Annotated in this window: 6 protein-coding genes; 4 read left to right on the forward strand and 2 right to left on the reverse strand. The window is 39.6% G+C overall.

Annotation, left to right across the window (positions count from 1 at the left end):
- Positions 1-26: 26 nt before the first annotated feature.
- Together AC0UMU_RS04750 and AC0UMU_RS04755 are read right to left on the reverse strand one after the other, a co-directional pair.
- On the reverse strand, positions 27-3,812 hold the full coding sequence (locus AC0UMU_RS04750) for a pectinesterase family protein (protein WP_288640370.1): 3,786 nt from the start codon (positions 3,810-3,812) through the stop codon (positions 27-29).
- A 66-nt stretch (positions 3,813-3,878) separates the two neighbouring features.
- Entirely contained in the window at positions 3,879-8,087 is a 4,209-nt protein-coding gene (locus tag AC0UMU_RS04755) for a glycosyl hydrolase family 95 catalytic domain-containing protein (protein ID WP_472300717.1), read from the reverse strand.
- A gap of 460 nt (positions 8,088-8,547) precedes the next feature.
- Here AC0UMU_RS04755 and AC0UMU_RS04760 point away from each other — a divergent pair, with 460 nt between their 5' ends.
- Genes AC0UMU_RS04760 through AC0UMU_RS04775 form a run of 4 tightly spaced genes read left to right on the forward strand, consistent with a single transcriptional unit; the run spans position 8,548 to position 13,695 of the window.
- Positions 8,548-10,992, forward strand: coding sequence for an HzsA-related protein (locus AC0UMU_RS04760; protein WP_472300723.1), 2,445 nt, complete (start codon positions 8,548-8,550; stop codon positions 10,990-10,992).
- A complete protein-coding gene (locus AC0UMU_RS04765; protein WP_472300721.1) occupies positions 10,992-12,788 on the forward strand; it encodes a cell surface protein in 1,797 nt (598 codons plus the stop codon). Before AC0UMU_RS04760 ends, AC0UMU_RS04765 begins: the two co-directional genes overlap by 1 nt.
- Positions 12,789-12,808: 20 nt before the next feature.
- Positions 12,809-13,222: a hypothetical protein gene (locus tag AC0UMU_RS04770; protein WP_288640376.1), complete on the forward strand. Its 414-nt coding sequence runs from the start codon at positions 12,809-12,811 to the stop codon at positions 13,220-13,222.
- A complete protein-coding gene (locus tag AC0UMU_RS04775; RefSeq protein ID WP_288640377.1) occupies positions 13,219-13,695 on the forward strand; it encodes a YncE family protein in 477 nt (158 codons plus the stop codon). Before AC0UMU_RS04770 ends, AC0UMU_RS04775 begins: the two co-directional genes overlap by 4 nt.
- Positions 13,696-13,720: the final 25 nt, after the last annotated feature.

A 13,720-nucleotide genomic window follows, 5' to 3' on the forward strand; every position in this document is an offset into this window, starting at 1 on the left:
ATGAAGAGCTTGTTGCCGTTCAATTATCAAAGAATAACTTTCTTTATTTCATTTCCTGCTTTAATCAGATAAACTCCTCGAACAGATAAGTTTATAAAACATGAGTTTTCAATTGTTACGGTATCATAGATGATTGCACCGTTTAATGAGAATACAGTTATCTTTTCTCCTGAGGAAAGTCCGGACAAATGTATTTTTCCGTTTGATACTGTTACGTTAAAAGAGCTGTTTTCAGATTTATCGACAGCCGAAGTTCCTTTATTCACATTTTCCGATTTTTCTCCGAGACTTCCGGCTTCGTTGACGGCCTGGATGCAATATTCGTCGTTGTCTTTACTTGCTGCATCGGTATAAGATGTTTCGGTAGTAAATCCGATTACTTCATTATTGCGAAGTATTACGTAACAGATGGCATAAGGTACGGCTTCCCAACTAAGCACATTTTCTGAGATCGTTACATTTTGCGGTATGCCTATTGTTTCTATTAAACTGCGAGGATTCCAGTTGTCATTGCCGCTGACGATATTTTCATAGGTATAGCGGGCTGCTTCATCGGCAGAAAGTTCAGCTTTACACTCACCGCCTTCTTCCATACCTTCGTCAGTACCTGTATAAAATGTTCTTCTGTTATTTAGATCTACGGGATTTCCATCTATATCCATACTGTTATATTCTGCAAATAGGGCGGGTATTCCTCCCATTTCACTCCAGCCCTCCGAAGCAATTCCTACTTTCATGGTCGTGTTTAACCATACGCAAATCGGGTTATTATGCCAAGGTCGTCCTAATTTGTTTTTGCCGTCGTTCGAAGCTTCATTCCCATCGATGGTACAGTGATCGAAAACATATCCCCATTGAGTTCCTTTTTCATGCTCTGGAGCAGTGATGACCGATCCGCTTCTGACATTGTATAATGTGCAATCTTCGAATAGGCAATCTCCAGCTCCATAGACATAATCGACAGCTCCTTCGATATAGCATCCTTTTACATAATGACGGTATCCGGTGTTTCCCGGAGTCATCCATGTATCTTGGTAAGAGCGGAATTTGCAATTATGAAAAGTTATGCGGTCACCCTTTGTCATCATAGCTAATGATTGCGGTCCGTTTTGGCGTTCTACACCCCAGTCGTTAATGAAGGAAATATTTTCGGAAAAGAAGTCGTTACTATTTATTTTGACAACAGTTCCTTCCATTTGGTATGTCGGAGATTCGGGATTATGTACCGAATATTTCCATGCTGCCGTGTCGTTCTGATACCATTGTGACCCTTCTTGCGGTTCGCTTTGAACATTGATTTTCAAATGTATGTTTGTTTTTTCTTTATCTTGACCGATAAGGTGTATGTTCGGTTTGTCAGAGGGAATAACGACTTGTTCTTCGTAAGATCCGTTTTTAATGAATATCAAATAAGGAGTAGTTCTGTTTTTCGGGGCAGCGTCTATTGCGGCCTGCACCGATTCATAATCTCCGGTTTTATCTGCTGCGACTACGGCATCAAATACCCGTGCAATCGGCTGGGGACGATTCATTGTCGTGAAATTCAATGTAACGCCTTCAAATGGATTTCCTGCACGGTCGGTAATTGCACCGGCTGGTACGGTAAAAGTATAGGATGTATTATACTCGAGACCTTTGTATTCAAAGGATGCTGTACTGCTTCCGAATATCGGTTCGATAGCAGAACCGTTAAATTCTATTTCTCCTGTACCGGCTTGTACTTGTTCGTTAAAAGATAAAACGATTTTTCCGTTTGCAGATGCCGTATTAGAATCGTTTTCAGGAGAAGTCGATAGTAGTATCGGCGCTTCTTTATCATCGATGCTGGAATTATCGGCATAGACAAAAATATTTGTTAAATAGAAGCCTTCGGTATCACTACTTCCCGGAGTTCCGATCAAATCGCTTGTCGCATCTGCCGCCCAACGAATATATACCATATTTGCTCCTTCAGCTTCTTCGGGTAAAAAAGCTTCCATTTTTTCCCAATTTGCACTGGTCTCTTCCATAGTAATAGTCGTTAAATCTGTAAAATCGTTTCCGTTTAGGGAATATTGCATTTTTTGCGTTTTGTGTACGCATGCGTTGTCTGCAGCAACTAAGGAAGTTACTTTTATATTTACATAGTCTTTTGCTGAAAATTTAGCCTGAAAATAACGGGGATTATTCATTGAGGCATAATCGGTATAACGTCGTGCACAGTTATAAGTGATACCTCCGAAGGTACGAGTACTTCCTCCCCAGTTTGTCGTACTTCCATCTCCATTATATAAGGAAAGTAATCCCTTATTGTCTGTTGTGGCGGCATAGTCGGCTGGACGTTCTCCTCTTGGTTCGCTTGTTTCCAAGTCCCAGCCTACGATAAATGGGATTTTGTCGAAAGTTGCGGTATAAGCTTTATCTCCATCGATTTTAACCGTACGTTTATTTTCGCTCGAACCGTCCTCCCATTGCAGGAAAGATGTAATAGGATTAGTCTCTATGGTCATGGTTACAATCGTACCTTCGATATATTTTCCGTCAGTTGGTTCGGGATTAAGATTTACTATTCCCCATTGAGCGCCTGCCCCATCTTTATTTACAGTAAATGTGTAAGTGGTCAGTTTGTCAAATACAGCGACTATCTCTAAATCATTTTCGATATTGAAGGAATAAGGATTTTCTGTCGATAATATTTCCCCGTTTTTTGTTTCCCATTGCTTAAAAGAGTATCCGAAATTCTCGGTAGCGGTGACTGTGACCGGATCACCTTGATTAAAAGTGATGTTTGTGGGAGAGACGCTTCCGGCATTTTCCGGCATTACCGTTGCTGAAAATTGTGCAGGAGATGTGACCTGCTTGATCCATCTCGCATCTCCCACACATTTGCCGTCTTTTCCTGCGGTAGCTAATGGAGAGTTTGATAAAATGGTAAAATCACCGTTGGCAGCATCGGGAAATCCGATAGTGGTTAATCCTAAGCTCTCTAAAGTAATATCGTTTATCGTCTCTGTCCGGTTATATCCGCCGTAGTTGACAATCAGGTTTTTTTCGGCAGTAAGTGTTCCTCCGGTTGCATTTAGAATCGATGGCGTTTTGCCGCTTACTCCCGGTTCATTGATAATATTGTTTGTGAAATTGTAAATAGAATTTGTACTGTAATTTTTTGCCGTGTTGCAAATAGCGTATTTCGTATCTTTAGACCATTTGTAAACCGTATTGTTCTCAAAAATAAAAGTAAATATATTGTTATTGTCCGATCCGGTAGGAGAGAAAAAGCTTTCGCCTAAATAATTATACAGCGAACAATTTTTTACAGATACTTTTTTGACGATATGTTTAGGATATAAAAAATTCCATCCATTATTTCCACAATCGTGGATTAAGCAATTTTCGAATTCTATGTTGTTTATCGTGCCTTCATTGCTTGTCCGTAATAGACAACGTCCAATGTTCGTAATTTCTGAATTCTTGAATTCCAGAGTAGATATATTTCCGAAATTTCCGCTTATAAAATAATCTGCCGAACGGTTTATTTTTACGCCATCGAAGATCAATCCTCCTCCATTTTCAGATGTATCGTCATTTCCCGTTATGTCGAAAGTAATAACCACTTCTGCATTTTTTTCCGCTTTTAAAGTAATACTTTTGTCTGAGGGAAAAGATATTTGCTTATTATATGTTCCGCTGCTCATCAATAATATATCTCCGCTTTCGGCTAGAGTATAAGCTTCATTGAAAGTTTGAGTGGTAACATTGATTTCTTTTGCGTAGATTTGAGGTAGCAGAGAGCTTAAAAAAGCGATGCTTCCAAAAAGTTTTTTAATATTCATACAGTAAAGTTCTAAAGTTAATGATAATAATTTTGTGCTCGTTTTACACGAGCACAAAAAAGGGTGTTATTCTTTTACGATTAGTTTGATGATCTGGCTATCGGCTTTTATAAGATAGATGCCGTTATTCAGTTTTATCGAAAATTGCTGTCCATAGATTTTATCAAGAAGAATTCTTCCCTGCATATCTGAAATACATAAATTTTCACAAGGATATTGCAGTGATAGAATGCCGTTCCGGTAATTGGCCTGATTCTCGTTTTGGACGGTTTCTTCCTTAATATCGGAAGTATTCCCTTTTACAGTCAGTGTCCCATTACCTTCGAAAAATTCAGAATGAGAATTTGCATCGAATGTTCCTTCTGTATATTCTGTATCGTTTAAAATCAATTTGCCTACTATACCGTTTGTGTTCATAACAGCTTTACCTCCGGAAAGAAGGGATAATGTAGTCGATTCTCCTGCGGCGTTTGCATGTTTAAATATAACCTTGTTTCCAGCACCTACTTGTATTTCTGAAGCACCGAAAGCATTTGCTCCTTCCCCTGATATACAGATAGAAGAACCTTCGGTACGAGGACTGTTCGTGATATTCCATATTCCTGAAAATTCCGAATTATTTCCTTTTAAAACAATACTGGCTTCAGTTATGCTGTTCGAACTATTATCTATCGTTACGGTAGATTTTCCATCGATGTTTCCGGGAAAAGTCATTGCATTTATCTCACCTCCACTTAATTGCAGATTTATTTCTCCATTAATATGGATCGGAGCATTCAGAGAGAAACCGCTTCCACTGGTTGCATAGTTAAGTTTAGTGCCGCCTGCCATATATAATTCTTTGATTTCAGTATCTTTTCTTAACCTGATATTGGCACTGTTCAGATAGATTATTACCGGAAAACTCGCTGTTTCAGCTTCTATTTCCGATTCAACGATTACGGTGTCTCCTTCTGTGGGCAATATGGCGGGAGTATAATTGGCCGCCACATTCCATTTTTTATTATCTTTAGGAGTCCATATAAACGGATATTGAGGATGTGTGATTGTCAACGTTCCGTTTCCTTCCAAATATGCAGGTAGTGAAGATGCTGTATATTTTCCTTCGGCGAGCAGATTGTTATTTGTATAGACTTCACTTAAAGAAATATTTGCGCTGAGGTTGATTTTTCCTCCTTCTGCTACCTCTATTTTAGTTTTATGAAAAAGACAATCGTCAGATTTTACGGTCAGTTTGGCAGAATTCTCGATTTTGATGTTTCCTGTTCCTGCTGCATTCATACCCGAAACAGCTAATTCACCGTCATTGATATTCAAATCCCCGCTGAAGTTACTGTTGTCGCCTTGTATAGTTAGTGTTCCTGAACCTTTTTTATCGATAGAGCCTTCTCCTGAAATCGAAGTTGCAAGTATTAAAGTACCTGTTATTTGAAAATTCGTGTTATTTTCGATAGATGCACTTCCGGCAGTGAAAATAACTCCGTTTTGATCATTCTTTACAGACCCGCCTTCAAAAGATAAGTTGCCTTTTAATTCTGATGTTTTGGATATGTTGACAATGGAATTTTCGTGTATGCTGATACTTCCGGCAAAAGAATTTCCGTTAATATCGATTTCTCCGCTGTTGACGATACCTAAATCTTTATCTCCGGGAACTCCTACCGGATTCCAGTTATTTGCTTCATTCCAGGTCGAAGATGAAGATCCTGTCCATTCATAGATGTTGCTGACAGGAACTAATGTATAAGATTGCCCGGCTTCTGTCTGAAGATCGTATACTGTTGTTTCTTGTAATACTAATTCCGGAATTTTAGATTCGTCTTTGATAATTGGATCGGGAATTTCGTAAACAGAATTCAACGGGTTGCTGTTGTTTCCTGTGGCAACACTTAATGTGAAATTTCCGTTAGCTTTTAACGGAGTTGCCGTACGAATGCGCAAATTTCCTCCGATACTGGATTTTATCGTTACCGAAACAATTTCTCCCCATTTCCATTGCATATCGACAATTTCAAAACCTCCACGAGCTTTTAATCCTTTTACGTTTCCTTCAGACCATGCGTCGGGTAGGGCAGGTAATAGATGCACTGTCCCGTCATGGCTTTGCAACAACATTTCGGCAATGCCTGCACAACATCCGAAATTTCCGTCAATCTGGAAAGGTGGATGTGCATCGAACATGTTTGCATAAGTACCACCGTCGGGATCATCAATTGTTGCATTAGGGTCTTTCAATTTTAATTGGTTTTGTATCAATTTATATGCATGATTTCCATCAAGGAGTCTCGCCCATAAACATACTTTCCAGCCCATAGACCATCCTCTGCTTGCATCGCCTCTTCCTTCTAATGATTTTTTTGCTGCTTGAAACAGTTGAGGATTGGTATATGGCGAAATTTGGTTACCGGGAAACATCCCCCATAAATGGGATACATGACGGTGTCCGGAAGTTTCTTTGTCCCAGTCTTCAAGCCATTCTTGTAGTTGTCCGTATTTTCCGACATGCATAGGGGGCAGTTGATCTTTCAACTTTTTCAGATCTGCTGCGAAGTCGGCGTCTTTACCGAGAATTTCGGCTGCATCGATCGTGTTTTTAAGTAAGTCGAAAACCATTTGATTATCCATTGTAACTCCGCTGAAAAGTGCGACATTCTGTTTGTTTCCGCTGTCATCGACATAAGAAAACAGTCCCGGATGATTTTCCGGAGAGTTTGACGGAGAGACGACCTTATATCCTGTTTTGGGGTCGGTAATAAGGAAATCTTGATAAAATTCGCAGGCGCTTTTGAGTATAGGATATACTTCGGATAAAAATTCTTTATCTCCGGTAAACAAGTAATGTTCCCAAAGATGAGAACAGAACCATGCATTACATGTCGGCCATATTCCGCAGGCACTTTTATCGACTGCGCCTGTGGAGCGCCACAGGTCGGTATTGTGATGAAGTGTCCATCCCCTGCAACCATACATCGTTTCTGCAGATTCTTGTCCGGTGACGCTTACATCTTTCACCATTTCAAGAAACGGTTGGTGGCATTCGCTCAAATTGGTTACTTCTGCAGGCCAATAGTTCATTTCCACATTTATATTTGTCGTATATTTGCTGTCCCATGCAGGATATTGTCCTGCATTCGGATTCCATATACCTTGCAAATTAGCCGGTTGTGATCCTGGTTGAGAGCTGGATATCAATAAGTAACGTCCGAACTGAAAATAGAGAGATGCTAATGACGGGTCATTTGTGTTGGAGAATTCCTCGATACGTTTATCTGTCGGTTTCTTTTCTTGAACGCTATTATTTCCGAGGTCAAGAGAAACTCGTCCGAATTGCTCTTGATATCGGGTGATATGATCATTCTTTGCCTGCTCATAATCTTTGTCGAACTTGTTTAAATAGGAAAGTGCTTTTGCATCGCTGTCTCCACTTATGTCTTTATAATTTATAAAGTTTGTGGCTGATGAGATGTATATGTAAGCGACGTCGGCATCAGAGACTTTTAGTATTTTATTACTGCTGTCTGCCGATTGAGTTCCTCCCTCTGCCACTACCCTAATATAGGTTGTCGGTCTTAAAAGATTGGGAATGTTTTCTTCAGCAGTTTTGCCGGGTGTATTTTTTACTCTTATCGTATTATTTGTTCCACTGACGATTTCGGTAGATGCTTTGACTCGGTTGCTTTTCAACGGCCCTACAAAAGATGTGTTAAAATTTACCATTCCTTGTTTTGATGCGGAAATTTTGATGATAATCAAATCGTCGGTAAATGATGTAAATGCTTCACGTGTATAATCTACTCCGTCAACTGTGTAAGTTACTTTCGCTATTGCATTGGAAAGGTCTAACTCTCTATAATAATTTGTTGGAGTTTTATGGCTTTCCGGAAAATCTAATAGCAGATTACCGATAGATTCATAAATCATGCCGTGCCCGGTAATATTGCGGTCTGCAATAATGTTTGCCAGTGCTATTTTTTGAGCTTCGGCATATTCTCCGTCATTGATATATTCTCGAATTTGATTTAAATGTGTTTTCGCATTGGGATTTGCATTGTTATACGGACTTCCTGACCAATAAGTATCTTCATTGATCTGGATCGTGTCTTGTAGAATTGTACCGTATACCATGGCTGCCAATCTTCCGTTTCCTAATGGAAGGGCTTCCACCCAATAATCGGCGGGGCGATCATACCAGAGTTTCAGATCTTCTGCTTTTACAGGTGTTATCCATGTGATAAATGACAGGATAATCAGCAATAAATGTTTGTTCATTGTCATTCGATATTAAATTTAGTAGTTAAAATTTTGATAACAAACATACGAATGCAGGGTGGAAACAGGTAGGTAAAAATGTACGGAAAAGAGGGTAAATTTGTGTATCGATAATAAATTTATTTTTTTTGAAATAGTTCTCGATGTGGAAAATTTGATAGCTTGAAGTATCATTATTTTATTGATGTCACTGTTAAAAGGTATTTTTAATGTGTTTTTTTTGTTATAGCCCATCTAAATTTTCTGATAAGGAAATATCATCATGTTAGGTTCTTAGAGTAGTTGAAAACTTTTTTAAGAAATTGGGAAATAAGAAATTCTATTTTGTTGTAAAAAATACACGAATTTTCTTTTTTATTCTGAATTCATCATGATTAGTTTATACTTTTTTTCTATTTTTGGCATATAGGAAAACACACACAATATGTATAATATGAGAATATACCTACTATGTATTTGCATTTGGATGCTGGGTACCCGCCTTTTTGCAGAATCATATCCCGATTCTACAGACCGTTTTAGTGTCGGCTTGCAAGATGCATTCGCTCAAATAAAGGGTTTGAACGGAAAATCATCTGAGCAAGAGATTGATCGGATGAAGAAAAATTTTCATAGAAGTTTAATGAAAGAATATCCGGTGGGATATGATTGGTGGTTGCAAGATGGGGAAAAAATAGATTGGTTTGACGGTGATATAGCTTCGCAAGTGAAATTACGGTTATTGAAATTAGGAATTTCTTATCCGGTAAAAGATAATTTCTCTTCTTTGTCGAAGGCTATATCCCTCTATGTCGATGCCTGTGTGGAACGGAGGGAAAAGAGGTTGCAGGTATTCTTGAAAAATAAGCCGGAAATTGTCTTTACTAAATTTCATATACTTCGCCCATCTTATTTTGCCTATACAGAGGGATTGTCCGATGCCAGAGGCGAAAAATGTTTTATTCCGGACAGCGAACTGTCTTTATTGCGAATGAAAGGAATTTGGGGAGAACAAGAGCTTTTGGGAAAAGCTCCTGAAGGAGTTTTTCGTGATCCTGAAGTTCATTTTGATGGGAAACATATTTTATACTCATTAAAAAAGTCTTCTAAAGAAGATGATTTTCATTTGTATGAAATGAATCTTGATACTCGGGAAATTAAGCAAGTAACGTCCGGAATAGGATTTGCTGATATTGAGGGTATATATCTTCCCGATGATAATATTTTATTTAATTCGACTCGTTGTGGAACTTCTGTCGATTGTTGGTTTACAGAAGTGAGCAATCTTTTTATTTGTGACCGGAGCGGGAAATATATGCGTCAGATAGGATTTGATCAGGTTCATACCTTACATCCGGTTCTTTTAGAAGACGGTAGGGTAGTATATACGCGTTGGGACTATAATGATCGGGGGCAGATTTTCCCTCAACCTTTATTTCAGATGAATTTTGATGGTACGGGACAGGCTGAATATTATGGCGGAAACAGTTGGTTCCCGACTACCATAACACAGCCTTGTGCTATACCAGGAAGTCACAAGGTGATGGCTGTGCTTATGGGACATCACAATCCTCAGCACGGAAAACTTGCTATTATCGATCCTGAAGCCGGACGGGATGAAAATGAAGGTGTGATGTTCGTTGCTCCTGTACGAAAGCCGGAAGCTGTGCGTGTGGATGGATATGGACAAGAAGGTGAGCAGTTTCAGCATCCTTTTGCTTTAAATCAGACTGACTTTTTGATTTCTTATACTCCATTAGGATATAATATCGGTACTCCCATAGAATTTGCTATTTATTGGATGAATATCGATGGAGAAAGAGAACTTTTGGTAGCTGATTCTAAAATATCTTGTAATCAGCCGGTACTGGTTGCACCTCGTAAGCGTCCTTTCCAGCGAGTGAATATGGTCGATTATACAAAAAATACCGGGATATATTATTTACAGAATATCTATGAGGGGCGTCGTAGTATGAAAGGCGTGACTCCTGGTACGGTTAAGAAATTGCGTATTGTAGAGTTGGAATATCGGGCGGCCGGAGTAGGCTGTGCGTATGGGCATGGAAAGGGCGGAGGAGGTCATGCCTTCTCTCCGGTGGGAGTCGGTAATGCGAGCTGGGACTTGAAAAAAGTTTTAGGGGAGGTCGATGTAGAACCTGATGGTTCGGCATTTTTTGAAGTTCCTTCTCGAAAACCCCTTTATTTCCAAGCGTTAGATGAGAACGGGCATGTTGTACAAACCATGCGAAGCTGGTCAACTTTGCAACCGGGTGAAATTCAAAGTTGCGTAGGGTGTCACGAACATAAAAACTCTGTCCCTTCGGCGCAACATCCGGTTTCGGATGCGATGAATAAGAAAATACAAAAGATCGTACCGATAGATGATAAAGGGATTAGAAATTTCGGATTTATTAATGAAGTTCAGCCGATTATAGATAAGCATTGTATTTCTTGTCATGACGGGGTAAAACATCCTATGAGCTTAAAAGGAGATTTGAAGGTTGTCGATAATCAAACTAAACGAATGTTTTCGGACGCTTATCTAAATCTTACGCATGCTCGTAAGACGACAGGGGATAACGATTCGTGGCAGGGACAGACCGATCACCCTGAAGTAAATTGGATCAGTGCACTTTCAGAGCCGTCCGTATTGCGTCCCTATTCGGCAGGATCGGCGACGAGTAATTTGATAAAACGGTTGAAGTCCGGACATGGTAATACGCAACTTTCTCAGGATGAAATAGATGTATTTGCTTTGTGGATCGATCTTTTAGTTCCGTTTATCAGTGATTATCGACAAGCGAATAATTGGACTGAGCAAGAAAAAGCTTATTATGATTATTATGATAAAAAAAGAGAGCAAGCAAAAAGTGCCGAAAGAGAAAATATAAAAGAGTATATTCGTTCTTTAAATGAAAAAATGGTAAAATGATGAGGGTTTGGATTATAAATTTTTGCTTGTTGTTTTGGGGAATGTCCGAGATATGGGCTGCATCGGAAAATATTGTTTCTCCGGATGTTCTGGCTTGTTCGACAGATGGTAAGACTTTATGGGTCGGCAATAGATTCTCTTCGGAATTGTTGAAAGTCGATTCTCGAACACTTGCTGTAAAAAAGAGAATTGCCCTAAATGCTCCGGTAACGGCAATAACTGTTATGCCTGACGGCTCTTTGTGGGTTTCTTCCGATGGAGTATCCGGAAAATTATATAAGATAGACGGGAGGAGCATGAAAGTGTTGGGGGCGTTCGATACCGGTTATTCGCCCTCTTCTTTGTTGATAGATTCTTCCGGTAAAGCTGTTTGGGCTACCTTACGTTATAATAATGAGATTAGAAAATATGATTGTGACAAAGGTTCTCTTATTTGTAAGATTTCGGTCGGGCGTGAACCTGTCGGGGCTGTTTCCTTTGCTGATGGAAGGCGTATTTTAGTTGTAAATAATATGCCTGAGATGTCGGCTTTGGCTTTTCCGGTTGCTGCTAAAATGGATATTATCGATACGGAAAAAAGTAAGGTTATCAAGAGGTTGCTTTTGCCGAATGGGTCAACTGACGTAAAGTCTGTGACGACAGATGTTACAGGTGAGCATGCTTATGTAACCCACTTATTAGCAAGATATCAGTTGCCTACAAATCAAGTGGATAGAGGATGGATGTACACGAATGCGCTGACTATTGTGGATTTGAAAAATGAGAAGGTGGAAGCAACTGTACTTTTAGATACGCCTCAAAAAGGAGCTGCCAATCCTTGGCAAGTGATGGTCTCTCCCGATAATAAAGAGATTTGTGTTGCTCTGTCGGGAGTACATGAGGTTTGTCGTATAGATAGAGAAAAATTGCATGATCGTTTAGCTCAGGCAAAACAGGGAGTAGCGGTAACACCATCTTATAACGGGTGGGAGAATGTGATGAATGATGCCGGAATGCTTTATGGTATTGCTCAGTACCAACCTGTCGGGGGGAAAGGGATAAGAGCCATAACAATGAACGGAAAAACTTTATATGCTGCGGGATATTTTTCAGGAGATATCCATGTTGCAAAAAGAGATGTATTTGATGTACAGCGGAAGCTGGGCAGTAACATGCTTGCTTCTGCCGAAGGAAGAGGGAATATGTATTTTCATGATGCGACATTAGGTTTTCAAGGATGGCAAAGTTGTGCAAGTTGTCATCCGAATGATGCCCGTGCAGACGGCTTGAATTGGGATTTGCTGAATGATGGCCTCGGTAATCCTAAAAATACCAAATCTTTGTTATTGTCGCACCGGACGCCTCCTTGTATGGTGACAGGGATTCGTGCAAATGCTGAAATAGCGGTACGTTCCGGAATAAAATATATTCTTTTTGCTGTTACTCCGCCATCGGTTGCTGATGATATGGATGCTTATCTGCGTTCTTTAAAACCTTTGCCGAGCCCTCATCTGCAAAATGGACGTCTCTCTGAAAAAGCTAATAAGGGGAAAGCGATCTTTGATAAAGATTGTTTATCATGTCATTCCGGACCTTATTTTACAGATGGAAAACTGTATCCTGTAGATTGGGCTTCGGGAACGGAGGTCGGAAAAAAAATGGATGTTCCGACATTGATCGAAATATGGAGAACTGCTCCGTATCTGTATGATGGACGTTGTGCTACGATGAAGGATATGTTAAAGGTACATGGACCTCGCATACGCGTTTCGGAAAAAGAAATTGAAGAGTTAGAAGAGTATATCTTGTCTTTATAGTCGTGTTTGTTCGGTTTGTTATGAAACGTTTTTATTTGTCTGTTCTGTTTTTGTGTTCCTTTGGGTCTTTGTTTGCCGGAGGACCGTCTTTTGCATTTTGTGATTATTCGCAAGGTAAAGTATTTATTCAAGAAAACGGTGAAATCGTATGGGAACACAAAGCTCCTGATTCGAATGATATTTGGGTGCTTCCTAATAAGAATATCTTATTTACGGCTGGGAAAGAAGTTCTTGAGGTTAGCCGGAAAAACGATACGATTTTCCATTATACGTCCGAAAGTAATATTTTTGCTTGTCAGCGTTTGAAAAACGGAAATACATTTATCGGAGAGTGTGATAACGGACGACTTTTAGAGGTCTCTCCCGATGGTAGTATTGTAAAAGATGTATCGATTTTGCCGTTTGGAGTAAAACCGGAGGACATGCGTTTATGAGGAATGCCCGGTGTTTGGACAACGGGCATTATCTGGTTGCGCATTATGGCGGTAAATCGGTTGTTGAATATGACGAAAATGGAAAAGCAGTCTGGAATATACCTGTTCCCGGAGGTGCACATTCGGTTATACGCTTGCCATCGGGAAATACATTAGTTGCTGTTACGGATAAAGATAATAATCCTGGTGTATTTGAATATGATATGGCCGGAAATATTGTTTGGTCATTGACGAATAAAGATTTACCGGGAACTCTGAAATTTGCCGGAGGTATGCATTATTTGTCAGATGGACGATTGTTTCTTACCAATTGGGTCGGGCATGTCGATGCGAAAAATCCTGTACATTTATTAGTTATAGATAAACTTTCGAAGAAAGTTCTTTATAAAGTTTCGGACAGGAATGAAATAAAGACAATGTCTTCTGTATTTGCTTTAGATGCATTGAAAAAACGGGTGAAATCTTATCATTGATGTTTGTCTAATTTATTGGTTTTGA

The sequence above is a fragment of the Coprobacter fastidiosus genome (assembly GCF_982245605.1).